Raw genomic sequence first — 26,025 nt, 5'->3', positions numbered from 1 at the left:
GTTCAGTCAGGCGCGCTCATGATGCGCGAAACGAGATCGCACACACGCGCCGCATCCGGCACGTCGCCGAACAGGATGCGATACATGATCGGCGCCACCACCTGATCCATGACGAGGTCGACATCCGGAAAGGCCTCGCCGCGCGCCTTTGCCCTGTCGGCGATGACGACGATCTGCTGGCGCGTATATTCGCAGCACTTGCTGGCATTGGCGCCGGCCTGCGCCGCCAACACGTCGCGGATCATCTCGCGGCCCGGCCCGGAGGACATTTCCTCGGCATATTGTTCGGCCCAGGCCTGAAGATCGGCCTTGCCGCTGCCGGCATCGACCGGCTGCATATCCGGCCGCAGCCGCTCGACGGCGACGTCGGCGAGAAGCTCCTGCAGGTCGCCCCAGCGGCGATAGATGGTTGACGGCGTCACGCCCGCCCTGGCGGCGATCAGCGGGATCGTCACCTCCGTGCGATTGAACTCGGCCAACAGATCGCGCGCCGCCTTGTGCACCGACGCCTGGACCCGAGCGCTTCGTCCGCCCGGACGGAGATTCTCTTTCACTGCCATGCCTGTAACCCGACCTTCATCCTGACATCGATGGTTCAAAATCTTTGACAGGAGCATAAACGCAAATAATTTGCCTTTGCGCCTTATTCACCCTACATGGAGCTAACGCAACAGGTTAGCTTTAAGGGGCTTATATATGTTCGCTGCCTCCAAATCCACAGAGAATGCTCCGCGCCCCTCGATCGGCTTCCACGCGCTGACGCTCGCCACCTTCTTCGGTGCTTCCGCCGCGCCGACCCCACTCTACCGGATCTATCAAGATAACTTCGCGCTCTCGCCGGTGCTGATTACCGTGGTCTTCGCCGTCTACGCCTTTGCGCTGCTGGCGGCCTTGCTGACGGCCGGCTCTATCTCCGATCACCTCGGCCGCAGGCCGGTGATCTTTTTCGCCCTGCTGCTCGAAATCATCGCCATGGCGCTGTTCGTCGTCGCTACCGGACCGGGTTGGCTGATTGCGGCGCGGATCGTCCAGGGTATTGCTACCGGCATCGCCGGCGCCTCGCTCGGAGCCGCGCTCGTCGATGTCGACCGGGCAAAGGGGCAGATCGTCAACTCGATCGCGCCGCTTTGCGGCATGGCGGTCGGCGCGGTCGGCACCAGCGCGTTGATTCAATTTGGCCCCTCCCCGATGCACCTCACCTATGCGTTGCTGCTCATTGCGTTCACGCTGCAGGCGGGCGGCATATGGCTGACGCACGAGACCGCCGGCAGGCGGCCGGGCGCCCTCGGCTCGCTGATACCACGCGTCGCCATTCCGCCGCAGGTCAAGCGGCCACTGTCGCTGGTGACGCCGATCAACATTGCCAACTGGACGCTTGCCGGTTTCTATCTTTCGCTTGTCCCATCGCTGGTCGCCAGCACGACCGGCAGCAGGGCGCCGCTGACCGGCGGGGCTGTCGTCACCGCGCTGATGGTCAGCGGCGCGATCACCGTCTATATCAGGCGCAGCAAGACGGCATCGGCCAATCTCGGTTTCGGCGTATCGGCGAAGACGCTCGGCATCCTGACCGTCGTTGCCGGCGTGCACCTTGCCAATGTTCCGCTGCTGCTCATCGGCACTGTCTTTACCGGCGCCGGCTTCGGCACCAATTTCCTAGGCTCGATCGGCACCATCATGCCGCTCGCGAAAGCTGACGAACGAGCCGGGCTGCTGGCCGCCTTCTACGTGCAGAGCTACCTCGCCTTTAGCCTGCCGGCGATCCTCGCCGGGTTCCTGGCGAAATCGGCCGGTTATGCGCTGACGACGGATATCTATGCGACGGCAATCCTGTTGTTGATGGGCGTCGGGATCATGGCTGTTCGCGCCGGCCGGGGGAAGGCGGCGGAGAATGCGGCCTGACACCGGCGCGAGTGTTCACGGCTGGAGATCGAGCAGCGCGCGGCCGCTGCCATCCATGGCGAAGGGAACGGAGGCATGCTGATGGGTCACCAGCCAGCGGCCATCCTGTTTGACGAGGCCGAGCGTCTGTCGGAACCAGAGATCGACCTTGGTGCCATCGGTCTTCGTCCCGGTCATCCGCGTGAGGCCACACCAGAAAGCGACACCTTCGCCGACCGTCAGTTTGGCATCGCGCACCTCGCCGCCGATCGGACCTTCCCAGGTGTCGAACCAGGCCTGCAACCCAGCCTTGTCCTTGCCGTTGATGACCAGCGGCGGCGCCAGGGAAAATTCCACGGAATCTTCGGCCTCGTAGGAAAGCGCCTCCTCGGCGTTCTTTTCCCCCAGCGCCTTGGCCCGCATCATCAGCATGGCGATGACCGCCTCTTCCTCGTGCCTGGCAATTGCTTCGTCTTTCACGGCCGTTCTCCTTTTCCGTTATGGACAGAGGACGAGTGGCAGGAGGACGATCCGACAATGATGCATTTCAGTCTCGGCAATTCGGACGCAGGATCGCTGCGCGTACGACCGGAATTGCTTCAGAGATAACTCGTCACTTCAGGCTCGTTCCACCAGGCATCGTGCCTGCCATCGGCGTAACGAACCGGCAGCGCCGCCAGTTCCTCGGGCGTAATATTATCCAGGCAGGCGATGTTGATCGAGACATAGGCGCCGCCGATCGCCTCGACATAACCGTCACCATATGCCGGCACCCCGCAGGTGCGGCAGAAGCGGTGATGGCCGCTCATCGTATTGAACTGGTAGTCGGCCATGACAGCCTCGTCGCACATCAGCCGGAAATCCTCCGGCTTGACGTTGGCGCCCCAATAACGCCGCTTGGCACAGATCGAACAATTGCAGCGGCCGGTGCCGGCTTCGAGATCGATATCCACCTCGTAGTGCACTTTGCCGCAATGGCAGCTTCCCTTGTAGGTCCTCTTCATGGCGATCTCCCCTCCGGCGTTGCGTTCTGCTTGTCTATATGACAATGTATTGTCATCATGGATGAGATACCGAATAGACAACATGTTGTCAAACATAATCGGCCTGGGCGAACGATGGAAGGGGATGCCTTTTCCGCTTTCGCGATCACAGCTCTGCGTCTCGCCGGTCACCTGACCGCCGCCGGCGACCGGTTGGCGAAGCCTGCAGGACAAACCAGCGCGCGCTGGCAGGTGCTGGCCGCGGCAAGGCGCGGCGACCTCTCGGTGGCGCAAATCGCCCGCGCGCTCGGCCTCGCCCGTCAGGGCGTGCAGCGGCTTGCCGACGTGCTCGCGGATGAGGGGCTGATTGCCTATGCCGACAACCCGCAGCATCAGCGCGCCAAGCTGGTGCGGTTGACGGCGGAAGGGGCGGCGCGGCTCGGGGTGATCGAGGTGGCGCAGGCGGGATGGGCGAACAAGCTCGGAGCCGCGTTTACCTCGGCCGAGCTCGATGCGGCGCGGACTGTCATGGCGCGGGTGATGGAGGTGATGGAGGTCGACGAGATACCCGGCAATTGAGCAATTCGCCCCCGTGATGATGCGCCCGCCGTCGACCCGAAACAAAAAAAGGCCGGGCTCACCCGACCTTCCCTGCCGTCTCAACGAATCGTGCCAGTACATCCGTGGTCACGATCCGGAGATGATATTCAAGCCTTTGAAGGCTCAGGCCGCCTGGAGGCGGTCTGCCGACATCTTGCCGGACTTGTTGTCGCGGACGAGATCGTAGGACAACTTCTGGCCATCCTTGAGGTCACGCATACCGGCGCGCTCAACGGCCGAAATGTGGACGAAAACGTCGGCGGCGCCGTCATCCGGCTGAATGAAGCCGAAGCCCTTGGTTGCGTTGAACCACTTAACAGTACCTGTGTTCATGACGATATCCTTTTCGAATCGCTCATAGAAGATTGCAGCCCGGGCAAAGCCCAAGCGGCGATGAAAACCGATTTTGGAGGAAGGTCGTCAGGAACGACGCAAGCGCCGTTTCAAAGTTCATCTAGCAAGATCGATGTGCGAGGATGTAGTTGCAAATTGTGTCCGCGGCAAGGCGTCGGCAAGGGAAAGTCGAAATCGTGCACTTGGGGCGAAAGGGTCCCGTGGTGACGCGGCGCCCCCTCTGCCCGGCAGGGCAGAGGGGGCGGCCGCGGCACTACGGTAAAGATACTCCCGTTAGAACCAAGCCGCGGATCGCGCTTACGCCGCGGCCTTCGTCCCCGCATAGGGATCGAACCGCCCGTAGAACGTCTCGCCCTTGGCAGCCAGATCCCTCAGCAGCGGCGTCGGCTTGAAGTGATCTCCGTAAGTTTCCGCCAACCTTTCAGCCAGATCCACGAAAGCCTTCGCGCCCATGCCATCGATATAGCTCAGCGCACCCCCGGTATAGGGCGCGAAGCCGAAGCCGAGGATCGAGCCGACGTCGGCTTCGCGCGGATCGGTGACGATGCCTTCTTCCACGGTGCGGGCGGCTTCGAGCGCGATGGTGACGAGGAAACGCTGCTTCAGCACGTTAACGTCGACCTCCTCCGCCTTCTTCTGCGGATAGAAGCTCTTGAGATCGGGCCAGAGGGATTTCTTGGCCGGTTTCGGGGGGTAGTCATAGAAGCCTTTGGAATTCTTGCGGCCGAAGCGGCCCTCCTTCTCCACCATGCGGGAGATAAGCTCCATATGCCTGGGGTCGATGGCCTTCTCGCCGAGATCGGCGACGGCGGCTTTGAGGATCTTAAGCGAGAGGTCGATGGCGACCTCGTCGTTGAGCGCCAGCGGACCGACCGGCATGCCGGCCATCTTGGCAGCATTTTCGATCATGGCAGGCGGCACGCCTTCGATCAGCATGTCGTAGCTTTCCGACATGTAGCGCAGCACGCAGCGATTGACGAAGAAACCGCGCGTGTCGTTGACCACGATCGGCGTCTTCTTGATCGCCGCGACATAGTCGAGAGCGACCGCCAACGCCCTGTCGCCGGTCTCCGTGCCGAGGATGACCTCGGTCAGCATCATCTTTTCGACGGGCGAGAAGAAGTGGATGCCGATGAAATCGGCCGGGCGTTTGGAATTCCTTGCCAGCCCCGTGATCGGCAGCGTCGACGTGTTGGAGGCGAAGATCGCGCCTTCCGGCAGCACCGCTTCAACAGCGTCGATAACCGCCTTCTTTACCTCGCGATCCTCGAACACGGCCTCGATAACGAGGCCGACATTGGCGAGATCGGCATAATCGCCCGATGGCGTGATGCGGGAGAGAAGGGCTGCCGCCTCATCTTGAGTAAGGCGTCCCTTACCGATTGCATCCTTGACGAGGCCTTCGGAAACGGCCTTGCCCTTGGCAGCCGCTTCCATGTCACGGTCGATCAACGTCACCGAAATGCCGGCAGCTGCCGTGACATAGGCGATCGAGGCGCCCATGAAGCCGGCGCCGACGACGCCGACATGCTTGAGCTCCGTCTTCGGAATGCCGGCGGGGCGGCGGGCGCCCTTGCCGAGCTCCTGCATGGAGATGAACAGCGAACGGATCATCGAGAAGGCTTCGCGGGTCTGCAGCACCTCGGTGAAATAACGCTGCTCGATCTTGAGACCCGTGTCGAACGGCACCTGCAGGCCTTCATAGACGCATTTCAGGATGGCGAGCGCGGCCGGATAATTGCCCGAGGTTTCGCGGCGCAGGATTGCCGGTGCGGCTGGCCAGAGTTGGGCCGAGGCCGGCGTCCAGATGCCGCCGCCCGGCAGCTTGAAGCCCTTCTCGTCCCAGGGGGCCACCGGCTTCAGCCCGTCCTTGATCATCTGCTTGGCGGCCGGGATCAGCTGATCCGGCTCGACCACCTGATGCACGAGGTTCATCGCCTTGGCGCGCGAGCCGCTCAGCGACTGACCCGTCGTCATCATCTGCAGCGCGTCCTGGGCGTTCGCCAGCCGCGGCACACGCTGGGTGCCGCCGGCGCCGGGGAAGATGCCGACCTTGACCTCGGGCAGCGCGATCTTGACGCTCTTGGCATTGGAGGCGACGCGGCCGTGGCAGGCGAGCGACAGTTCGAATGCGCCGCCCATGCAGGTGCCATTGATGGCGGAAACCCAGGGCTTGCCCGAGGTTTCGAGCTTGCGGAACAGGCCGCTCATTCGGCCAACCAGACCAAAGAGCGTCTGTACCGCCTTTTCCGGGCTCTTGGCCTTCTCCTCCTGATAGGAGCTGAACATCGACTTGATCATCGAAAGATCGGCGCCGCCGGAGAAGGAGGATTTGCCCGATGTGAAGACGACACCCTTGACGCTGGCGTCAGCGGTGGTGGCGTCGATGATCGCATTGAGCTCTTCCATCACCTCGGCGGTGAAAACGTTCATCGATTTGCCGGGCATGTCCCAGGTGACGAGAGCGATGCCATCAGCGTCGGTTTCGAGCGTGAAATTGGTGTAGGTGCTCATCTTGGGGAATTCCTCTCCCTGAATTTTCTTGTGGTGAAGCCCCCCTGCGGGGCGGGGCCCGATCCCATCAAACGCGTTCGATAACGGTTGCCGTGCCCATGCCGGCGCCGATGCAGAGCGTTACCAGCGCGGTGTTGAGGTCACGACGTTCCAGCTCGTCGAGCACAGTGCCGAGGATCATGGCGCCGGTGGCGCCGAGCGGATGGCCCATGGCGATGGCGCCGCCATTGACGTTGATCCTGTCATGGTCGATGTCGAAGGCCTGCATGTAGCGCAGCACGACGGCGGCGAAGGCCTCGTTCAGCTCGAAAAGGTCGATGTCCGACAGGTTCATGCCGGTCCGCTTCAACAGCTTCTCCGTGACGTCCACGGGCCCGGTCAGCATCAGGGCCGGATCGGAGCCGATATTGGCGAAAGCCTTGATGCGGGCGCGCGGCTTCAGCCCCATGCTTTCACCGCCGGCTTTGGAGCCGAGCAGGACGACGCCGGCGCCATCGACGATGCCGGAGGAATTGCCGGCGTGGTGGACATAGTTGATGCGTTCGATTTCCGGGTGGGCCTGGATGCCGACGGCTTCGAAGCCGCCCATCTCGCCGGGCATCTGGAAGGACGGGTTGAGGGAGGCGAGCGCCTGCATATCGGTGCCGGGGCGCATATGCTCGTCCTTATCAAGGATCGTCAGGCCGTTCTGATCCTTGACGGGCACGACCGATCTGTCGAACCAGCCTTGTTCCCAGGCATGGGCGGCGCGCTTCTGGCTCTCGACGGCGTAAGCGTCGACATCGGTCCGGCTGAAGCCGTATTTGGTGGCGATGAGATCGGCCGAAACGCCCTGCGGCATGAAATAGGCGGGGAAATTCACCGACGGATCCATGAACCAGGCGCCGCCCGACATGCCGAGACCGACGCGCGACATGCTTTCCACACCGCCCGCAACAACGATGTCGTCGGCGCCTTGGGCGATCTTGCCGGCGCCGAAATTGACGGCGTCGAGGCCGGAGGCGCAGAAGCGGGAAATCTGCATGCCGGGCGCCCTGGTGGAATAACCGGCTTCGAAGGCGGCGGCCTTGGGGATGACGGCGCCGGCATCCATGACCGGGTCGACGCAGCCCATGATGATGTCGTCGACGGTTGTCGTGTCGAGCCCGTTGCGGTCGCGGATCGCTTCCAGCGTCTTCGCCGCAAGGCGGACGGAGGGCACCTCATGCAGGGCGCCGTCCTTCTTGCCGCGGCCGCGCGGCGTGCGGACGTGGTCGTAAATGAAAACCTCGGTCATAGTCTCATCTCCCTGGCGGCGCGGCGGCGCCGGTGAATTTCGTGTTTTCCCTTCTCCCCAGCGGGGGTCCGAAGGACGGGTCGAGACCTGTGGCTCGACCCTGGGCAAAGCGAGGCGATGAGGGGTCTCCGGCAAAGCCGGAGCCAGAAGAAGGCCGTGCCCGCGGCCCCCTCATCCGGCCCTTCGGGCCACCTTCTCCCCCAGGGGAGAAGGGGAACTCCATCAAAACGCCTCCGCGGCCAGCGCCATCATCGTGTCGGCGCCGGCTTCGATGCGGGCCTTGCGAAGGGCAGTTTCCGGCATGATCCGCTCCATGAAGAATTTCGCGGTGATCAGCTTGTTCTTCAGGTAATCCTCGCGGCTCGCATCGCCTGAGGCAAGGCCGTCCTCGGCGGCCTTTGCCATCTTCGCCCACATATAACCGAGAACAACGAGGCCGAAGAGGTGCATGTAGTCGGTCGAGCCGGCGCCGGCATTGTCGGGCTTGGCCATGGCGTTCTGCATGAACCACATGGTCGCGCCCTGGACGTCGTTCAAGCCTTTCTTCAGATGCCTGGTGAAGAAGGAGAGCTTTTCATCGCTGCGGTTCTCCTCGCAGAAATCGCCGATCTCCTTGAAGAGCGCCATGGCGGCGCGGCCGCCGTTGAGCGCAAGCTTGCGGCCGACGAGATCGAGCGCTTGAATGCCGTTGGCGCCTTCATAGATCATGGCGATGCGAGCGTCGCGCACATACTGGCTCATGCCGTGCTCTTCGATATAGCCATGGCCGCCGAAGACCTGCTGGGCCATGACCGCGTGATCGAAGCCGCGGTCGGTCATCACGCCCTTGAGGATCGGTGTGACGAGGCCGAGAATGTCGTCGGCCGTCTGGCGCTCCTTCTCGTCGGTGGCGCGGTGGGCGATATCCGATTTCAGCGCCGTCCAGAGCAGGAAGGCGCGGCCTGCCTCGTTGAAGGCTCGGATGGTCATCAGCGACCGGCGGATATCGGGATGGACGATGATCGGATCGGCCTTCTTGTCCGGCGCCTTGACGCCGGAAAGCGAGCGGCCCTGGATGCGGTCGCGGGCATAGTTGGCGGCATTCTGATAGGCGATTTCGGAAATGGCGATGCCCTGCAGGCCGACCATCAGGCGGGCCTCGTTCATCATCACGAACATGGCATTGAGGCCGCGGTTTTCGGCGCCGATCAGGAAACCCGTCGCCTCGTCGTAATTCATGACGCAGGTGGCGTTGCCGTGAATGCCCATCTTGTGCTCGATCGCGCCGCAGGTGACGGCGTTGCGGGCGCCAAGCGCGCCATCCTTGCCGACCAGAAATTTCGGGACGATGAACAGCGAGATGCCCTTGGTGCCCTCGGGCGCGCCTTCGATGCGGGCCAGAACCAGATGAACGATATTGTCGGTTAGGTCGTGTTCGCCGGCGGAGATGAAGATCTTCTGGCCGGATATTTTATAGCTGCCGTCCGCCTGCGGCACCGCACGGGTGCGCAACATGCCGAGATCGGTGCCGCAATGCGGCTCGGTCAGGTTCATGGTGCCGGACCATGAGCCGTCCACCATCTTCGGCAGATAGGTTTCCTTCTGTTCCTGCGTGCCGTGGACGAGGATCGCGGCGATCGCGCCCTGCGTCAGGCCAGGATACATCATCAGCGACATGTTGGCGGCGGAGGTATATTCGCCGACGGCGGTATGCAGCGTATAGGGAAGTCCCTGCCCGCCGAATTCCTCCGGCACCGCAAGGCCGATCCAGCCGCCTTCGCGATAGGCGTTATAGGCTTCCTTGAAGCCCTTCGGCGTCGAGACACTGGCGTCGTCCTGCCGTCTGCAGCCTTCCTGGTCGCCGGAATAATTGACCGGAAAAAGAACTTCTTCGGCCACCTTGGCCGCCTCGCCGAGGATCGCCTCGATCATATCGGGCGTCGCATCGGCAAAACCGGGAAGATTATTGTAGCGTTCGAGGCCCAGCACGTCGTTCAGAACGAAAAGCGTATCGTTTACCGGGGCCTTGTAGACTGGCATCTCTCAAATTCCTCCCATTCAAATAACCGGATCGCGCCGGCCTCGGTCATCGTCTTACAAAATATTGACGTTTGCGTAAACGTCAGATTCTGCCTCTCGAGCGCCTTTTCACGAAAAAATTCGAGAGCGCGAACCCGCAAGCCGTGGATGCAAAGGCAGGAGACGTCATCTCATCTTCCTTGTCCATTGGGGAATGGCGTATAAGCGCAACCGTCTTTGACTAAGCATCAGGTGGGCCGGCATGATCAGTTTCGAGGCGATAAGGCAGCGCGCGGAAGAACGAAAAGGCGGAGCGGCCGCGCTGCAGGCCTTGCTGGAAAAGCATCGGCCGGATCACGACCGCCTTCGCGCCATGTCCGACGATCGTATTCTCGCCGACATGACCCGCCGCATCTTCTACAGCGGCTTCGTCCAGAAGGTAATCGATGCGAAGTGGCCGGGTTTCGAGGCGGCGTTTTCCGGCTTCGATCCGGCGGCGCTGAATATCGCGCCCGACGATTACTGGCATGAGCTGACATCGGACGAGCGGATCATCCGCAACGGCGCGAAGATCATGTCGGTTCGCGCCAATGCCGCCTTCGTCAGAGAGCTGGCGAGGGAACATGGCAGCGCCGGCGCCTTCTTCGCCGACTGGCCGCGGGAGGACCAGATCGGCCTTCTCGATCTGCTGAGCAACCGCGGCAGCCGGCTCGGCGGCATGACCGGCCAATATTTCCTCCGCGGCATCGGCCGCGACAGCTTCGTCGCCACGCTCGACGTGCTCGCCTGCCTGAGATCGGCCGGCGTGCCGCTCTCCTCGTCCGGCACGACGAAGAAGGATCAGCAGCTGATCCAACAGACCTTCAATGAATGGGCCGGGGAGACCGGTCTTTCCTTCATTCATCTGTCGCGCATCAGCGCCTATTCAATCGATGCGGCGCACTGAAATTCCAGCCGGACGATGGCTATCCGATGCGGCGAATTTCACGGCAATTGCCGCCTAAAACAGCCTTTCGAACGCAAACGTTAAAAAATTCTCATCGATCTTAACGGCTTGTTTACCACGTTTCGTGAAAGGTGCGGATTGAGCCGTAGTGATCCGCATTCTTTTCCCCGTCTCGCGTTTCCCAAGGATGCCGCTACATCGTTCAGCGTGAGGAAAGTCTAATTGACTATCCTCTCATTGGATGAGGGCGCTCTGGTCTGCACGACAGGCGCGGGCCACAGACGGAAAAGCCACGGATCGAGCTCTGACGAGAGGTCGAGCAGTCGAAGCGAGCAATAAGATGAACGGATCGCGATCAAATCCTTCCCGACAGTCCGACAGGACCTCGCTCGATGCGCTGAATCGCACGATCGAAGGGCTGGAGGCGCGCATCGAGGGGCTGATGGGCAGCGGACGCGATCCGCGGCCGCGCACCACGGCCGAGCGCGATCCTTATGCGGCCTCCAACGCGCCCCGCCCCACCCGAGCACCGATCGAGCCGCGGCCGGATCCGCTGGCGGAAATTCGCCAGCGCCAGCAGGCACTGGAAGCAGGCCGCGAACGCTCCTATGGGCGCGAGCAGGCCGCTCAGCTGCGCGACCCTGTACCGCGCGCCGCCGCACCACTCGCCGCCCCTGCCTTGCGCCCCGGCGATGACACGATGACCGAGATCGCCCAGGCGCTCGTCAACCTGCGCCAGGACTTGAAGCGCGACATTTCCGAGGGCGTGACGCGCGAGATGAGCGCGCTGCGCGCCGAACTGCGCGAGATCAAGGCTACTGCCGGAGACAGCCGATTCGCCGACGACATCCGCGCCGACATGGGCCGTCTTGCCCAGAGCATCAGCCAGTTGGCCGGCCGCTCGAGCGGCCCGGAGGCCGCCGGCCTGCGCGAGGATTTCGAGGAGCTGCGATCGCTGATGGACGGGCTGGCGCGCGAGGAATCGCTGCGCCATATGGAAAACCGCTGGGACGGCGTCGAGAGCCGGCTTGCCGCACTCGATACCGAGGGGTTGCAGGAAGAGCTCGTTTCGCTCGCCTACCGGCTCGACGACATCAAGCGCCATATCGGCGGCATGGGCGAAAGCCCAGCGGTGCGGGCACTGGAAGACAAGCTGATCGCCATCGCCACGGCGATGGAGCAATTCGGCAACATGATCCAGCCGCATGACCGGGTCATGTCCGAGCAGTTCGCCGCCATGGACACGCGGCTCGACGAGATCAGCCGGGCGATCGCGGCCAGCGGACGCGCGGCCGCCGGCAACGATCCGTCGCTGATGCAGCGGCTGGAAAGCCGGCTCTCGGCGCTCGCCGACCAGATCGACGTGATGAGCCATGATGCGGCCAGCAGGGCGACGCCGGCCGACGAGCTGGCGATGCGGCTTGAGGCGCTGACCGAGCGTGTCGAGGAGCTGACCAAGGCGGAAGCGACGTCGCGGCTCGACGAGCGACTGGAACATCTTTCTTACCTGCTGGAGCGCACCCAGAAGGCGGCTGCGCAACCCGACCTCACCGGACCGCTTTCCGACATCTCCCGCAAGATCGACGCGCTCGAGACCGGTGCCGTCAACGACGTGCTGGCGCAGCGGCTCGATTATCTCGCCCGGCGCATCGACGAGATGGGCCATCAGCAGCCCGCGCCTGCCGCGGCGATCGATGACGGAGCCTTCCAGCGTCTCGAAGGCCGGCTGAGCGACATCGCCGCCCGGCTCGAAGAAACGACAGCGGCGCCGCCGACCGATCCGCGGGCGCTGAAGAGCCTCGAAGACCAGATCGCCAACCTTTCGGCGCTGATGAGCGAGCCGCGCGAAAGCGCCGCGATCCCTGCCGACCTCGACCGCCGCATGGGCGCGATCGAAGACTATATGGCGACAAGCGACGAATATATCATCGAGGCGGCGCGCCAAGCGGCGGAAGCCGTCGTCGAAGCCTATTCGCGCAATGGCGGCCTGCAGGGCGGCATGCCCGCCGCCGATATGTCGGCGCTGACGGCGCTGGCCGAGGATCTGCGCCATCTCGAGGATATCAGCCGCGACAGCGAGGAGCGCACCCACAAGACCTTCAAGGCGCTGCACGAGACGCTTGTCCATATCGCCGACCGGCTCGACGGCATGGAAGAGCGCGGACGGCCGGTCGCGCAGATGCCGGTGGCCGACGTCGATTTCGACGTCGACCCCTACGCGCTGATGGTGGCTGAAGCCGCGCGCGACGCGGCCCCGGCAGCGAAAGCTTCTCCGGTCATCCGCACGGCAGAGATCACAGCGGAACCCGCCGCCCCGGCGCCTGCCGCGGCCATGAGCGCAACGAGCGCAATCGCCATCGACGCCGCAACGCGGCCGCAGGAGACCCCGACGCCGGCACCGGCAAAAACCAGCCTGCTCGCCAGCCTGGGCAAGCGGCTGCGACCCGGCAAGAAAGTCGAGGCGCAGGCGAATGAACGGCCGGTGATCGACCCGGCGCCGTCGATCGACCCCGCCGACGTGGTACCGACGGATGCCGCGAACGAACTGCTCGAGCCGGGTTCCGGCGCGCCCGACGTCAAGAAGATTCTCGAGCGGGTGCGCGCCAGCCAGAGTGCTCAGCGCGGCAAACCTGCCGTCGGGACCGATCGCGCCGATTACATCGCCGCTGCGCGCCGGGCGGCTCAGGCAGCCGCAATGGAAGTGGACGCCAATCCGAAGCAGGCGGCAGTCAAGGCCGAGAAGAAGGCCGCGAATGCCGACAAGACCGATAAGTCGGGCAAAACCAGCGCCTTTTCGCGCTACCGCCGGCCGATCCTTCTCGCCGTCGGCGCCGTGCTGCTCGCGATCATGGCCTTTCCGCTGGCCCGGACGCTGATGAGCGGCGAGCCGGCACCGCAGCCGCCGGCGGAGGTCTCGGCGCTGACGGGGGCGACGGAAAACCCGAAGCCGATTCCGCCTGAGGCATCACCCGCCCAGCCGGATACCGGCGCCGCCGATATAAACGCCCCTGCAACGGCGAGCGCGCCGGCCGCCGATCAGGCGCAGCCGGAAACAGCCCTGCCTGCCGCGGGCGATCATCTGACCGATGCGACGCCGCTCGACAGCGAAGGGGCTGCAACCTTTGCCCCCGCCGGTTCGTCTGCCGCAACGCAGGAAACATCGAGCTTCACTGCGAACAGCCCGACCGCAGCGGCGCCCGGGCCGCATGCGGCGATTACCATTCCCGACACCGTGCAGCCGAAATCGCTTGCCGATGCGGCACAGGGCGGCGACGCCCTGGCGCTGTTCGAGATTGGTGCGCGCTATTCGGACGGCCGCAACGGCATGAGCGTCGACCAGAAACAGGCGGCGAACTGGTACCAGCTCTCGGCCGACAAGGGTTTTGCGCCGGCGCAATACCGGCTCGGCAGCATGTATGAGAAGGGCAACGGCGTCGAACGCGACATCGCCAAGGCGAAGGGTTTCTACGAGCAGGCGGCCAACCAGGGCAATGCCAGCGCCATGCACAATCTCGCCGTCCTCTACGCCTCCGGCGCACTCGGCCAGCAGGATTATGCGACGGCGGCCTCCTGGTTCACCAAGGCCGCCAATCTCGGCATCACGGACAGCCAGTTCAACCTGGCGATTCTCTGCGCGAGGGGCAACGGCGTTTCGGCGGATCTCGAAGAATCCTACAAGTGGTTTGCAATCGCCGCCAAGGCCGGCGACAAGGATGCAGCGCAGAAACGCGACGAAGTGGCCAATGCCATGAAGCCCGACCAGCTCGAACGGGCGCGCGCCAAGGCCGACCTCTGGAAGCCGGAACCACTCGACCATCGCGCCAACGGCATCGACATTCCCGACGAATGGGCGGGCACGGGCATGAAGACGGCAACCGTCGACATGAAGAAGGCGATCCGCAACATCCAGGCGATCCTCAACAATAACGGTTTCGACGCCGGCGTGCCGGATGGCGAAATGGGTGCAAAAACCGTCGCCGCGATCAAAAGCTTCCAGAAATCGATTGGCCAGGCGCCGGACGGCAAGGTGACGGACGCGACCGTGAAGGCGCTGCTCGAACGGAACAAGCAGGTCGCCAAGGCAATCTGAGGCGCGTGGTTTCAACCCGGAAGATTGACGAAAGCTGCTCTCACCGGGCTGCCGCCACCGCTAGGGGTCGAATGAAGACCCCTCCCCACAAGGGCCCACAAGGGGGAGGCGCCTGGATGCCGCGCCCACTGTTTCTATTTCACCGTCTCATCCGCAGAGAGGCTGATGTCTGCTGCAGTGGCGCAACACGCTAGCCCCTCCCCTTTGGGGGGAAGGGTCTTGGTTCCGGCTTCGCGGCACGAAGCCCGAAGCACCCCGAATTTTTCCGGCCCTCGTCACAAAACCTGAAAAAAGCCCGATTATGCCGGACATATCGGTCCGCGCATCGCCGAATCTCCTGCCATCGATCTCCATCAATCGGGGCCGATCGAAAGCCTCTGGCAACGATTTCACAGTATGGTGCGCATTCGAACGGGGACGTGACAGAAACCGCCCGGCAGGCGCGGTCATCATTCGGGGTCGGTTGTGACAATCTATCTGCCCATCGCAGAATTGTCGGTGAACATCTTCATCATTCTCGGCATGGGGGCGGCCGTCGGATTCCTGTCCGGAATGTTCGGCGTCGGCGGCGGTTTTCTCATCACCCCGCTGTTGATTTTCTACAATATCCCGCCTGTCGTCGCCGTCGCCACCGGCGCCAACCAGGTCGTGGCGTCGTCGATCTCGGGTGCGATCACCCATTTCCGGCGCGGCACGCTCGACATCAAGCTCGGCACGGTGCTTCTGGTCGGCGGTCTTTCAGGGGCGACCGTCGGCATCTGGATCTTCTCGCTGCTGCGCGCCATCGGCCAGCTCGATCTGATCATCTCGCTGATGTATGTCATCTTCCTCGGCACGGTCGGCGGGTTGATGCTGCTCGAAAGCATCAAAGCCATGCGGCGGGCCGCACGCAACGAGCCGCCCGTACCGCGCAAGCCGGGCCACCAGCACTGGGTGCACAAGCTGCCGCTCAAGGTGCGCTTCAAGAAATCGAAGATTTTCCTCAGCGTCATCCCGATCGTCGCACTCGGTTTCGCGATCGGTATCCTGACCTCGATCATGGGTGTCGGCGGCGGCTTCATCATGGTGCCGGCGATGATCTACCTGTTGCGCATCCCGACCAATGTCGTGGTCGGCACCTCACTCTATCAGATCATCTTCGTGACTGCCTATACGACGATCGTGCAGGCGGCGACGAACTTCTCCGTCGACATCGTGCTTGCCTTCATCCTGATGGTGGCGGGTGTCGTCGGGGCGCAATACGGCGTGCGCGTCGGCCAGAAGCTGCGCGGCGAACAGCTGCGCGCCCTGCTCGGCCTGCTGGTGCTGGCTGTCGGCCTGCGTCTGGCGATCGCACTGGTGGTCACCCCGGCGGACGTCTATTCGGTGGTGATGGGGACCGGCAACTGATGCGCCTGCTTGCCTCGATCCTCCTGTTCCTGTGTCTGCTGCCGGCGGTTGCCGGGGCGCAGTGGCTGCCGGGGCAGGCAACGGAAGCGGTGCGCGAGGGACTGGAGATCGGCACCTCGACCAGCGAAATCGCCATCACTTCGGATTTCCACGGCGCGGATCTGACGATCTTCGGCGCGCTCTCGAACACCGACCAGCTGCTGCTCGCCATCGGTCAGTATGACGTGGTCGTGGTCCTGGAAGGCCCGCGCGAGGATGCGACGGTGCGCAAGAAGGAGCGTGTCTTCGGCATCTGGGTCAACAGGCGCTCGATGACCTTCGAAGCGGTGCCGCATTCCTATTCGATGTCGAGCTCGCGCATGATCGACGACCTGACGACGCCGCTCGAACTGACCGATCAGGGGATCGGCATCGACCACATTCCGCTAACGCCGGTGGGCTTCGTCGGCGACGGCAGCAATCTCGGCGAGTTCCGTCAAGCTTTCCTGCGGCTGCAGCAGGGCGGCGCGCTTTACGACCGCAACCCGAGCGGCGTGCGGTTCGTTTCATCGAACCTTTTCAAGGCGAGCCTGCGCCTGCCGGCAAATATTCCGAACGGCGTGCACACGGTGCGCGCCTATCTCTTCAAGAGCGGCAATCTCATCACCGATAAATCTCTGCCGCTGCGCGTCATCAAAACCGGCATCGAACAGACGATTACCGATGCAGCCCATGATCAGCCGATCCTCTACGGCTGCGCGGCCGTGGCGCTCGCCGTCGTCACCGGCTGGGGCGCCAGTCTGATCTTCCGCAGGGACTGAGCCGCCGCAAGGCACCGTACTCCCGCGAATATCTGTTACAGCGGTCACCGGTCGAGCCGGCGTGACCGCACGTGCCCCGACGCACTTCATCCGCGCCTCCTCGTAAAAACCGCTTGCGTTTTGCTATCAGTTATCTAAGCTTCAGACGAGTTCTTGTACGCAACCGGTTTAAAAATCGGGAAGGAGAATGTCATGAGAAAGCTTATCGTCTGGAACCTGATGACGCTCGATGGCTATTTCGAAGGCACGAAGCCATGGGATATCGACTTCCACAATCTCGCCTGGGGACCGGAACTCAAGCGCTATGCCGAGCAGTTCGGCGAAGAAGGCGATCTCCTGGTCTTCGGCCGCAAGACCTATGAGGGCATGGCCGCCTACTGGCCGACCGCCGAGGACGAAGACAAGATCAAGTCCTATATGAACGGCATTGCCAAGATCGCCGTCTCTCGAACGATGACCGAGCCCGGCTGGAACAATGCGCGTATCGTCAGCGATCCGATCCCCGAATTAACGAGGCTGAAGCAGGAAGACGGCAAGACGATTTTCATCTTCGGCAGCGCCGCACTTGCCGACAGCCTGCTGAAAGCCGGTCTCATCGATGAGATCAGGGTCTGCGTGGTGCCGGTCATTCTCGGCGGCGGCAATCCGCTCTTCAAAGCGAACGAGGCCCAGGTGCTGTTGAAGCTCATTGAATCCTCGACCACGCAAAGTGGCGCAGTGATTCTGCGCTATGAGCCGGTCAAGGCGTAGCGGGCTCACCCGTGGCCCCTTCAGAAAGTTCCTATTCGACTAAAAACCGGTTTTTAACATTTACGAGTTAGTAATCTCTCGGAAACGAGAGGTTCTGTTATGCGTACTCGTATCGTTCTGACCGCCGTGGGTCTCGCGTTGCTTGCCGGCTGCGCGACGGCGCCGAAGCAGACGAGGAACATCTGTGCCGTCTTCGATCAGCGCGAAGGGCTTTTTTCCAGCTGGCAGAGGGCAGCCGAGCGGACGGAGAAGAAATACGGCGTGCCCGTGCCGATCCTGATGGCGACGATGTACACCGAATCGGGTTTCCAGCCTTATGCGCGGCCGCCGCGCACCAAGCTGTTCGGCTTCATTCCCTGGACCCGGCCATCGACCGCCTATGGCTATTCGCAGGCACTTGACGGGACATGGGATCACTATCAGTCGCAGACGGGGAACTGGGCTGCGCGGCGGACGAATTTCAGCGACGCGATCGATTTCATCGGCTGGTATCATTACCAGAACAGCGTGGACACCGGCATTCCGCTGAATGATGCCTATAACCTTTATCTCGCTTATTATTCCGGGCCGACGGGATATAAGCGCGGCGACTGGCGCTCGAACGGGCAATTGCAGCAGACCGCGCAGAAGTTCGCGCGGATGGCTGGGACCTATCAGCAGCAGTTGCAGGGGTGTGATTGATAATAATTAAGGGCGTGCCGCGCCAGCCCCCCTCTGCCCTGCCGGGCATCTCCCCCACGGGTGGGGAGATCGGCTGGGCGCGATAGCTCCCCCAAACAATGACGAACTGGTGTTCCGCACGACGTTAGAGAGGGACTGGCGAGCCAACCTTTTGCCGATCTCCCTCCTTGTGGGGGAGATGCCCGGCAGGGCAGAGGGGGGTCTCACACGGCATACCCCATCAGGGATAACAGACCCTACCCCCGCAAATTCCCGTACCTGACCGAATAGATCCGATCGCGCCCCAGCAGATGCGCCACCAGCGACGAGGTGTCGAACAGGCCCTTCATCGCCCGATGGCCGAGGTCGAGACCGCCGCTCATCACCCCGAAGGCCGGCATGATGAGGCGGGCGCCGTCGGTGGCGAAACAAGGGCGGCGGATCGATCTCTCGCGCCGGCGCACGGTCGCCGACGGGTGCAGGTGGCCGGCGATTTCGCCGCTCTGCAGCCCGTTTTTCGGCTCGTGGCGGAAGGTCAGGCCGGCATAATGCATCTCGTCGGTGCAAGCGCCGGGCAGATCGACGACGCCGTCGGGGTCGTGATTGCCGTTGACCCAGATCCATTCGCGGCCGCGCGCCATGGCGACGATCAGCGCGCGAAAGTTTTCCGGCAGATGCGCGGAGCCGATGCGATCGTGGAAATTGTCGCCGAGCGAGACGACGAGCTTCGGATCATAGCGCGAGATGACGGCGGCCAGCACGGTCAAGGTCGCCAGCGTATCATAGGGCGGCAGCATCATGCCGCGGCGGGCGAAGGCCGCGCCCTTTTCCAGATGCAGGTCGGAGACGACGAGCAGGCCGGCATCCGGCAGATAGAGGGCGCCGAGCGGATCGCAGACGGCGGCAATACCGTTCACCGATGTCTCGATGGCCGGTATCGCGGCCAGTCCGGAAATGTCGCGCGCCAGCGCCAGGCGGTTCATCAAAGTCGTGTTTTTCCCAGTCATTATGCCAGAGCTTCGGCGATCAGATCGTCCGCCGCCTCGGCCAATAGCGCATCGTGGGCCTCGCCGGGCACCGCCTCCCGTCCGATCTCCAGCATCACCGGCACGGCGAGCGGGGAAATATGATCGAGCGGGCGATGGGTGATGTGGCCCCTGATTCGCATCAGCATATCGCCAAGTCGGCTTATATCCAAAAGTCCGGTCGCCGCATCCTGCCGCGTCGCCTGCAAGAGGATGTGATCCGGCTCATGGCTGCGGAGCACGTCATAGATCAGATCGGCGGAGACGGTGATCTGACGGCCGCTCTTTTCCTTGCCGGGATGGCGGCGCTCGATCAAGCCTGCAATCACGGCGCAATTGCGGAAGGTGCGCTTCAGCAGGAAGGATTCGTTGAGCCAGGCTTCGAGATCGTCGCCCAGCATGTCCGCGTCGAACAGGTCGGAAAGGCTGAGCCGGCCGTTGCCGATCATTAGGCCCATATCTTCCAGCCCCCAGATGGCGAGAGAGTAATCGGTGGCGACGAAGCCGAGCGGCTTGGCGCCCGCCCGGTCCAGCCGGCGGGTGAGCAGCATGCCGAGCGTCTGATGGGCGAGACGGCCCTCGAAGGGATAGGCGACCATATAGAAGCGGCTGCCGCGCGGGAAGGTTTCGATCAGGAACTCGTCACGCTTCGGCAGCATCGACTTGTCCGTCTGCAGCGACAGCCAGTCGCGCACCTGATCCGGCAAATGGCGCCAGCGGTCGGGATCGGCGATCATCGCCCGCACCTGCTCGGCGAGATAGGTCGACAGCGGAAACTTGCCGCCATTATAGGCGGGGATCTTCGGATCGAGCGAAAAGGCCTGCGACGCCAGGCATTCGTTTTCGCGGATGCCCTCGAAACGCAGCACCTTGCCGGAGAAGATGAAGGTGTCGCCTGGCGACAATTGCTCGAGGAAATATTCCTCGACCTTACCCAGCGTCGCGCCGCCGCGGCCAATCCGGCCGCCCTCGCCGCGCTTGACCATGCGGATGTTCAGCATCGGGCTTTCGACGATGGTGCCGAGGTTGAGGCGATATTGCTGGGCGACAGCAGGATTGGAGACGCGCCAGCGGCCTTCCTTGGTCTTGCGGATGCGGGCGTAACGTTCGTAGGTCCTGAGCGCATAACCGCCGGTCGCGACGAAATCGACGACGCGCTCGAAAGTCTCCCAGCTGAGATCGGCATAAGGTGAGGCACTGGTGACTTCGTCATAGAGTTCCAGCATGTCGAAGGGTTCGGCGCAGGCCATGCCGAGCACGTGCTGGGCGAGCACGTCGAGCGCGCCGCGGCCGACGGGCGGCGTGTCCTGTGCGCCGATATAATTGGCGTCGAGCGCTGCCTGGCACTCCATCACCTCGAAGCGGTTGGCCGGCACGAGGATCGCCTTCGACGGCTCGTCCATTCGGTGATTGGCGCGGCCGATGCGCTGAGCAAGACGGGATGCGCCCTTCGGCGCCCCGACATGGATGACCAGATCGACATCGCCCCAGTCGATGCCGAGATCGAGCGTCGAGGTGGCGACGACGGCACGCAGCCTGTTTTCGGCCATCGCCGCCTCGACCTTGCGGCGCTGGGCGACATCGAGCGAGCCGTGGTGGAGGGCAATCGGCAGATTGTCGTCATTGATCGTCCAGAGCTCCTGGAACAGCATTTCGGCCTGGCTGCGGGTATTGACGAAGAGCAGCGTCGTCTGGTGGTCGAGCAGCTGTTTGTAGACGTCGGGAATGGCATATTTGGCGGAATGGCCGGCCCAGGGAATGCGCTCTTCGGTCGACAGTATCGAAATGTCAGGTTTGGCGCCGCCTTCGACGACGACGAGGCCGGCGTGATGCTCCCTGCCCTCCTGCTGGGGGACCAGCCATCTCTGCAGATCCATCGGCTCGGCGACCGTCGCCGACAGGCCGATGGTCTTGAGGTTTGGGGCAACGCGGCGCAAGCGGGCAAGGCCGAGCGACAGCATATGGCCGCGCTTGGAGGTAACGAGCGAATGCAGCTCGTCGAGCACGACATATTTCAGATCCTTGAAGAAACGCTCGGCCTCGCGGTTGGCGAGAAGCAGGGCGACCTGCTCGGGCGTCGTCAGTAGAATATCCGGCGGATTGAGTTTTTGGCGCTGGCGTTTGGCGTTCGGCGTATCGCCGGTGCGGTTTTCGACGGTGACCGGCAGGCCCATCTCCACAACAGGCTTCATCAGGTTACGCTCGATATCGATCGCCAGCGCCTTCAACGGCGAGACATAGAGCGTGTGAATGCCGGTGAAGGCGGAACCGGGCGGGATTCTGCCGCGGCGGGTGAGATCGGTCAGCGACGGCAGAAAACCGGCAAGCGTCTTGCCGGCGCCGGTCGGCGCAATCAGCAGCGTGCTTTCGCCACTCTCGGCGCGGGCAAGCAGTTCCAGCTGATGGGCGCGCGGGCGCCAGCCCTTTTCCGCAAACCAGCGGGTAAAGGCGGCAGGCAGCAGGGTGCTGGCTTCGGAGTCGATCTGGTCCACGCCCTGAAGGTAGTGAAAATTCAGGGAAAAAGAAGAGCGGCCGGCCGCTTACACGGCGATATAGCGGTCCTTGCGATGATTGATGGCGAGCGTGAGGTTGAACACGATGGCGCCGAGCACCGAGCAGGCGATGATCGCGGGGCTGGCGACCAGGAAGGAGAGCGCCAGGATGAGACAGTCGAAGCCGAGCTGGACGAGGCCGGCGCGCCAGCCAAGACGATCCTGGATATAGAGTGCGAGGATGCCGATGCCGCCGAGGCTGGCGCGGTGGCGGAAGAGCGCCAGCACGCCGGCGCCGATGACAAGGCCGCCGAAGAGCGCGCCGGCAATAGGATCGACCTGCCCAATACCGATGAAGCCGGGCACGAATTCCGACAGAACTGAGGTCAGCGCGATGGCGGCGAAGGTCTTGATGGTGAAGGCGGGCCCCATGCGGCGGAAGGCGAGATAATAGAAGGGCAGGTTCACGGCAAAGAAGCAGAGGCCGAAGCTGAAGCCGGTCGCGTAATGGGCAAGGAAGGCGAGACCGGCGGTGCCGCCGGCAAGCAGTCCGGCGCCGGAGAGCAGCGAGACGCCGAGCACGGCAAGCATGCTGCCGGCGACGATGCCCTGGGCGTCGTCGAACAGCGAGTGGCGGTCGGCGCTGGAGTTCAGAAGGCCTGTAAAGACGTTGGATGCCATGATGTTCCCCTGTCGGTTTTTTCCGGTTCTATCCGCCGTCACAATAAAGGCAAGCGACAAGCAGTGAGGACAACAGTTGACAGCTGGCATAATCATGGATATATTTTATCCACGATAAGGAGATCGCCTCGATGAAGATGAGCGACGGCGTCGAGCAGGCCATTCATAGCGTTGCAATGCTTTCCGGCCTCTCCGAAGGCGGCGTGCTCTCGGCCGCGGCCCTGGCAGAGTTCCACGGCGTGTCGACGAGCTATCTGTTGAAACATCTGCAGGCGCTGTCGGGCGCCGGCATCCTCGATACCGTGCCGGGCCCGCGGGGCGGATATAAGCTGGCGAAGGCGGCGGAAGAGATTTCGCTGCTCGACATCCTGCTCGCCGTCGAGGGGCCGGCACCGGCTTTCCGCTGCGCCGAAATCCGCCAGCGCGGGCCGAACCCGGTCTCCGATCGCTTCTTCGCCAAGCCCTGCAATATCAGCGCGGCGATGCTGCGGGCCGAACGGGTCTACCGGGCCGAACTCGCCAAGACCAGCATTGCCGATCTCGGCATCGAATTGAATGCCCTCGACGACGGATCGATCGCAGCCCGAGGATGCGCCTTCCTCGAAATCCACGAACGCAAAACGGCTCGCTGAGCCACAACAAGGAGAAAGACATGCAACCGCGTTTCAACTTCGCTAAAGCCGCCCCCGATGCCTACAAGGCCGTCGCCGCACTAGAACAATATGTCCAGACCTCCGGCCTGGAACGCCGCTTCATCCACCTGATCAAACTGCGCGCCTCGCAGATCAACGGCTGCGCTTATTGCGTCGACATGCATGTGAAGGAGGCCCGCCACGACGGCCTTGGCGAACAATGGATCAACCTGATGTGCGTCTGGCGGGAATCGCCGGTCTATGATGCCCGCGAACGCGCCCTGCTCGGCTGGGTCGACGCCGTCACCAACATCGCCAAGACGGGCGCCCCGGATGCCGACTACGAGACGCTGAAGGCGCATTTCTCCGAGGAGGAAATGACGAAGATCACCGTTGCGATCGGTGCGATCAATATCTGGAACCGGCTGGCGGTCGGCTTCCGCTCGCAGCATCCGATCGATGTGGTGACAAAGGCGGCTTGAGGCCAGTACCACGGGGTTGAGACCGATACCTCAACCCGGGCAAACGTGGGGGCCACACAGCACCGCCTTGAACCAGGAAGTGCAACGTCTCATTCGCTGCATCGACGGCGAGTTTCGCAAAACAGCCCCCAATTTCCGTCATCCCAGGCCTTGAGCCTGGGATCCATGGCCCCGCTGGTGGGGCGGCGTGGATCCTCGGGTCAAGTCCGAGGATGACGGAGTGTGGGGTGATTTCTGGAGCAAGAACAGCGAGGAATCGGGGCGCGGCTGCGATTCTTACGTGGGCTTCTCAACTCAATCATCTGCCTACGGGCGCCCTTATGATGGCATCCCAGCAACCGACCCGAAATCTCGGGTCGGTTGTTTATCCGTTACTCGCGACCAGTCGTGGCCCGTGCGGCAACGGCGTCAGACCCATCGCCTGAGAGGTCGATGCTGTTGAGCAGATCGCGGACGACTTTCGTAATTTCCTCTGCGGAAGCGCCCTTGGCGTATTCTTCCTGCATGCGGCGTCTCACAAGTTTTTCCAAATCTGACATAACTCACCTCATCAAATCCGGCGCGGGTAGAAATGTCGCGCCGGGACCGGTCACAGGCAAGTTACGTTTTGTTCAGAATGGGTTACGGATTTGTAATGTCAGAGGGCGATGTAGCGGTCGGCGCGGTGGTTGATGGCGACAAAGAGGTTGAGGACGATGGCGCCGAGGACCGAATAGAAGACGACGGGCGGCGTGGTGACGAAAAAGGCGGCGGCCAGCACGCACATGTCGATGGCGAGCTGGACGAGGCCGGCGCGGATGCCGAAACGCTCCTGCAGGTAGACGCCGAGAATGCCGACGCCGCCGAGGCTGGCGCGATGGCGATAGAGGGCCAGCGCGCCGAAGCCGAGCAGCAGGCCGCCGAGAAGGGCCGCCCAGGCGGGATGGATGCTCGAAATGGAAAAGAGACGCGACTGCAGATCTGACATCACCGAGGTCAGGCCGATGGCGATGAAGGTCTTCATGGTGAAGGCCATGCCGAGACGCTTCCACGAGAGATAGAAGAACGGCAGGTTGAGCAGGAAGAAGGCAAAGCCGAAATTGACGTCGAAAGCGTAATGCAGAAGGAAGGCGACGCCGGCCGTGCTGCCGGTGAGAAGGCCGGCGCTGGCAAGCACGTAAAGGCCGAGTGCTGCGACGAGACTGCCGGAAAATATGCCCTGCACGTCTTCGATGGGAGAGTGACGCGTCGCGCTCGTATTCCAGACGCCAAGGGCATTGATGAGCTGTGTCATGTCGCCAGTCTCCATTGCAGACGTGTTCGCGAGCACGTCCGGAGACATCCGGACGCGGTGGATTTTTGAATGTGAAATGAGCCGGAGCGCCCGGCGTCTTATCGCCCCACTCTCTCGGATATCCCTGCAATATCAAGCTTTCCGGGTGCCGATCAAGCGAAATAGGTAAGTAATGCTGTCCTATTTAAAAATCGCAAGAAACATTCGCTCAAGCCGGCTTGCGCGTAAGGAATAGAATGCCGGCAACCGGTTTGCCGCCATCTTTGCGAATGACTTTCTTGACGATCTCGAGGATTTCGAAGCCGTGACGGGCAAGCAGCATCCTGACATAGGGTTCCGAATGGGCATAACGCAGCGACGGCGCGAGGTGAAAGGCCTCGCCCTCCCCCGCATCCTCGACGGAAAAGGCGAGATCGGCGCCTGATGCGGCGAGCTCTTCGATAAGGGCAAAGACGCTTTCGAGATTGCCGAGATACATCAGCACGTCGGCTGCCGTCACCAGGTCGGCGCGGCCGCGTGGCCCATCGGCAAAGAGGCCGGAAAGATCGGGGGCGAGAGACAGGTCGGCCTGGGCGAGGTGATCATAGACCTCTTTCTCGGCCGCCTTGGCCAGCATGTTCTGCGAGAGATCGAAACCTTCCAGGCGACCGACGCGGCCGTGGATTTCGGGGCCGAGCAGGCCGGTGCCGCAGCCGAGATCGACGGCGCATGCGTAATGCCTCCCTGTGGCAGAAACGAGGGCTGCGAGTTTCTGCGGCACGGTGTAATCGAGTTTTTCGACGAGCGAGGTTTCGAAACGGTCGGCATAATCGTCGAACAGGCGCTCGACATAGCGGCTCGGCGGCCGGTCGGGTGTGGCGCCGTCGCCGAGAAGGGCGAGCTTGAGGGCCGAACCGAAAATATCTTCGGGATCGAGGGCAAGCGTGTTGCGATAGGCTTCGATAGCGGCTTCCGCCCTGCCCGCCTTTTCGCGATAGGTGGCGAGGCGATACCAGCCGGCAGCCCAGGCCGGTGCGAGTTCGAGCGCCTGCTCCATCAGCTCGGCGGCCGCCTCCGGCTCGCCGCCCTCTTCGAGCATTCGGGCATAATCGGCGCGGCGGTCGGCGATGACATCGCCGGAGGAAAGCTGGTGGGGCTGCATGAATAGACCTGTTGGCGCTTACGCATGTCGTTACCCCAAACCGCTGCACAGTTTGCACGAC

23 protein-coding genes are annotated in these 26,025 nt (G+C 62.9%); 10 read left to right on the top strand and 13 right to left on the bottom strand.

The window, feature by feature from the left end:
• Positions 1-2: 2 nt before the first annotated feature.
• Positions 3-560, bottom strand: coding sequence for a TetR/AcrR family transcriptional regulator (locus tag RHE_RS02855; protein ID WP_020920333.1), 558 nt, complete (start codon positions 558-560; stop codon positions 3-5).
• 136 nt (positions 561-696) lie between these two features.
• On the opposite strand from RHE_RS02855, the gene RHE_RS02850 reads away from it, so the two are divergent.
• On the top strand, positions 697-1,899 hold the full coding sequence (locus tag RHE_RS02850) for an MFS transporter (protein ID WP_011423933.1): 1,203 nt from the start codon (positions 697-699) through the stop codon (positions 1,897-1,899).
• 15 nt (positions 1,900-1,914) lie between these two features.
• On the opposite strand, the gene RHE_RS02845 is transcribed toward RHE_RS02850, so the two are convergent.
• Both RHE_RS02845 and RHE_RS02840 read right to left on the bottom strand, forming a co-directional pair.
• Positions 1,915-2,358, bottom strand: a complete 444-nt coding sequence (locus tag RHE_RS02845; protein WP_020920331.1) for a YybH family protein — start codon at positions 2,356-2,358, stop codon at positions 1,915-1,917.
• Between the two features lie 119 nt (positions 2,359-2,477).
• Positions 2,478-2,882 (bottom strand): GFA family protein, encoded by a 405-nt coding sequence (locus RHE_RS02840; RefSeq protein ID WP_011423931.1) that lies wholly within the window; start codon positions 2,880-2,882, stop codon positions 2,478-2,480.
• A 57-nt stretch (positions 2,883-2,939) separates the two neighbouring features.
• On the opposite strand from RHE_RS02840, the gene RHE_RS02835 reads away from it, so the two are divergent.
• Positions 2,940-3,440 carry a MarR family winged helix-turn-helix transcriptional regulator gene (locus RHE_RS02835; protein ID WP_187331713.1) on the top strand — a complete coding sequence of 167 codons (501 nt, stop codon included), beginning with the start codon at positions 2,940-2,942 and terminating at the stop codon, positions 3,438-3,440.
• A 144-nt stretch (positions 3,441-3,584) separates the two neighbouring features.
• Here RHE_RS02835 and RHE_RS02830 read toward each other — a convergent pair whose 3' ends face one another.
• The 4 genes from RHE_RS02830 to RHE_RS02815 all read right to left on the bottom strand — a co-directional run bounded on the left by RHE_RS02830 (position 3,585) and on the right by RHE_RS02815 (position 9,624).
• Positions 3,585-3,794 carry a cold-shock protein gene (locus RHE_RS02830; protein ID WP_011423929.1) on the bottom strand — a complete coding sequence of 70 codons (210 nt, stop codon included), beginning with the start codon at positions 3,792-3,794 and terminating at the stop codon, positions 3,585-3,587.
• Positions 3,795-4,112: 318 nt separating this feature from the next.
• Positions 4,113-6,329 carry an FAD-dependent oxidoreductase gene (locus RHE_RS02825; protein ID WP_011423928.1) on the bottom strand — a complete coding sequence of 739 codons (2,217 nt, stop codon included), beginning with the start codon at positions 6,327-6,329 and terminating at the stop codon, positions 4,113-4,115.
• Between the two features lie 67 nt (positions 6,330-6,396).
• A complete protein-coding gene (locus tag RHE_RS02820) occupies positions 6,397-7,605 on the bottom strand; it encodes an acetyl-CoA C-acetyltransferase (protein WP_011423927.1) in 1,209 nt (402 codons plus the stop codon).
• A gap of 222 nt (positions 7,606-7,827) precedes the next feature.
• Positions 7,828-9,624, bottom strand: coding sequence for an acyl-CoA dehydrogenase C-terminal domain-containing protein (locus RHE_RS02815; RefSeq protein ID WP_011423926.1), 1,797 nt, complete (start codon positions 9,622-9,624; stop codon positions 7,828-7,830).
• Between the two features lie 241 nt (positions 9,625-9,865).
• On the opposite strand from RHE_RS02815, the gene RHE_RS02810 reads away from it, so the two are divergent.
• The 6 genes from RHE_RS02810 (at position 9,866) to RHE_RS02785 (ending at position 18,259) form a co-directional block, all read left to right on the top strand.
• The gene (locus RHE_RS02810; protein WP_011423925.1) at positions 9,866-10,549 is read left to right on the top strand and encodes a DNA-3-methyladenine glycosylase I; all 684 of its coding nucleotides are present in this window, start codon (positions 9,866-9,868) and stop codon (positions 10,547-10,549) included.
• 340 nt (positions 10,550-10,889) lie between these two features.
• Complete coding sequence (locus tag RHE_RS02805) at positions 10,890-14,639, top strand: peptidoglycan-binding protein (RefSeq protein ID WP_011423924.1); 3,750 nt, start codon at positions 10,890-10,892, stop codon at positions 14,637-14,639.
• A 465-nt stretch (positions 14,640-15,104) separates the two neighbouring features.
• On the top strand, positions 15,105-16,028 hold the full coding sequence (locus tag RHE_RS02800; protein WP_011423923.1) for a sulfite exporter TauE/SafE family protein: 924 nt from the start codon (positions 15,105-15,107) through the stop codon (positions 16,026-16,028).
• Complete coding sequence (locus RHE_RS02795; protein WP_011423922.1) at positions 16,028-16,828, top strand: TIGR02186 family protein; 801 nt, start codon at positions 16,028-16,030, stop codon at positions 16,826-16,828. The genes RHE_RS02800 and RHE_RS02795 overlap by 1 nt, the downstream gene beginning before the upstream one ends.
• Before the next feature lie 192 nt (positions 16,829-17,020).
• Positions 17,021-17,578, top strand: coding sequence for a dihydrofolate reductase family protein (locus tag RHE_RS02790; RefSeq protein WP_011423921.1), 558 nt, complete (start codon positions 17,021-17,023; stop codon positions 17,576-17,578).
• A gap of 99 nt (positions 17,579-17,677) precedes the next feature.
• Positions 17,678-18,259: a transglycosylase SLT domain-containing protein gene (locus RHE_RS02785; RefSeq protein ID WP_011423920.1), complete on the top strand. Its 582-nt coding sequence runs from the start codon at positions 17,678-17,680 to the stop codon at positions 18,257-18,259.
• Positions 18,260-18,495: 236 nt separating this feature from the next.
• On the opposite strand, the gene pdeM is transcribed toward RHE_RS02785, so the two are convergent.
• Genes pdeM through RHE_RS02770 form a run of 3 tightly spaced genes read right to left on the bottom strand, consistent with a single transcriptional unit; the run spans position 18,496 to position 22,436 of the window.
• Complete coding sequence (pdeM, locus tag RHE_RS02780; protein ID WP_020920327.1) at positions 18,496-19,221, bottom strand: ligase-associated DNA damage response endonuclease PdeM; 726 nt, start codon at positions 19,219-19,221, stop codon at positions 18,496-18,498.
• A gap of 23 nt (positions 19,222-19,244) precedes the next feature.
• The gene (locus RHE_RS02775; protein WP_011423918.1) at positions 19,245-21,755 is read right to left on the bottom strand and encodes a ligase-associated DNA damage response DEXH box helicase; all 2,511 of its coding nucleotides are present in this window, start codon (positions 21,753-21,755) and stop codon (positions 19,245-19,247) included.
• Positions 21,756-21,803: 48 nt separating this feature from the next.
• Positions 21,804-22,436 (bottom strand): YitT family protein, encoded by a 633-nt coding sequence (locus RHE_RS02770; protein ID WP_011423917.1) that lies wholly within the window; start codon positions 22,434-22,436, stop codon positions 21,804-21,806.
• A gap of 131 nt (positions 22,437-22,567) precedes the next feature.
• On the opposite strand from RHE_RS02770, the gene RHE_RS02765 reads away from it, so the two are divergent.
• Both RHE_RS02765 and RHE_RS02760 read left to right on the top strand, forming a co-directional pair.
• Entirely contained in the window at positions 22,568-23,068 is a 501-nt protein-coding gene (locus RHE_RS02765; RefSeq protein ID WP_004672867.1) for an RrF2 family transcriptional regulator, read from the top strand.
• A gap of 20 nt (positions 23,069-23,088) precedes the next feature.
• Positions 23,089-23,550, top strand: coding sequence for a carboxymuconolactone decarboxylase family protein (locus RHE_RS02760; protein WP_011423916.1), 462 nt, complete (start codon positions 23,089-23,091; stop codon positions 23,548-23,550).
• 371 nt (positions 23,551-23,921) lie between these two features.
• On the opposite strand, the gene RHE_RS34845 is transcribed toward RHE_RS02760, so the two are convergent.
• The 3 genes from RHE_RS34845 to RHE_RS02750 form a co-directional block, all read right to left on the bottom strand.
• Positions 23,922-24,056 carry a hypothetical protein gene (locus RHE_RS34845; protein WP_276328765.1) on the bottom strand — a complete coding sequence of 45 codons (135 nt, stop codon included), beginning with the start codon at positions 24,054-24,056 and terminating at the stop codon, positions 23,922-23,924.
• Between the two features lie 131 nt (positions 24,057-24,187).
• Positions 24,188-24,823, bottom strand: coding sequence for a YitT family protein (locus tag RHE_RS02755; RefSeq protein ID WP_011423915.1), 636 nt, complete (start codon positions 24,821-24,823; stop codon positions 24,188-24,190).
• A 208-nt stretch (positions 24,824-25,031) separates the two neighbouring features.
• Complete coding sequence (locus RHE_RS02750) at positions 25,032-25,964, bottom strand: class I SAM-dependent DNA methyltransferase (RefSeq protein ID WP_042117845.1); 933 nt, start codon at positions 25,962-25,964, stop codon at positions 25,032-25,034.
• Positions 25,965-26,025 lie beyond the last annotated feature (61 nt).

Origin of the sequence: Rhizobium etli CFN 42 (assembly GCF_000092045.1) — a bacterium.
GTDB lineage: Bacteria > Pseudomonadota > Alphaproteobacteria > Rhizobiales > Rhizobiaceae > Rhizobium > Rhizobium etli.
This window is presented reverse-complemented; position numbering and strand designations above follow the sequence as displayed.